Annotated in this window: 1 pseudogene; it reads left to right on the top strand. The window is 63.1% G+C overall.

Annotated elements, in window-relative coordinates:
• Positions 1-295, top strand: a pseudogene (locus WA407_RS26430) (hypothetical protein); the annotation flags it as partial.

Below are 295 nucleotides of genomic sequence, written 5' to 3'. Positions count from 1 at the left end.
TCGGGCCTACTGGCGATACCGGGCCTACGGGGCCGACTGGACCTACTGGACCATTTGGCCTTGGATTTACTGGACCTGTCGGACCTACGGGTGCCACGGGTGATACAGGTGCTACCGGACCTGTCGGGCCTACGGGTGCTACGGGCGACACTGGTGTTACTGGACCTGTCGGGCCTACTGGCGATACCGGGCCTACGGGGCCGACTGGACCTACTGGACCATTTGGCCTTGGATTTACTGGACCTGTCGGACCTACGGGTGCCACGGGTGATACAGGTGCTACCGGACCTGTCGG

The sequence above is a fragment of the Paenibacillus sp. 203 genome (assembly GCF_037027525.1).
In the GTDB taxonomy this organism is placed as follows: Bacteria; Bacillota; Bacilli; order Paenibacillales; family Paenibacillaceae; genus Paenibacillus; species Paenibacillus polymyxa_B.
The sequence above is the reverse complement of the archived record's forward strand: the minus strand, read 5'-3'. Positions and strand labels throughout refer to the sequence as shown.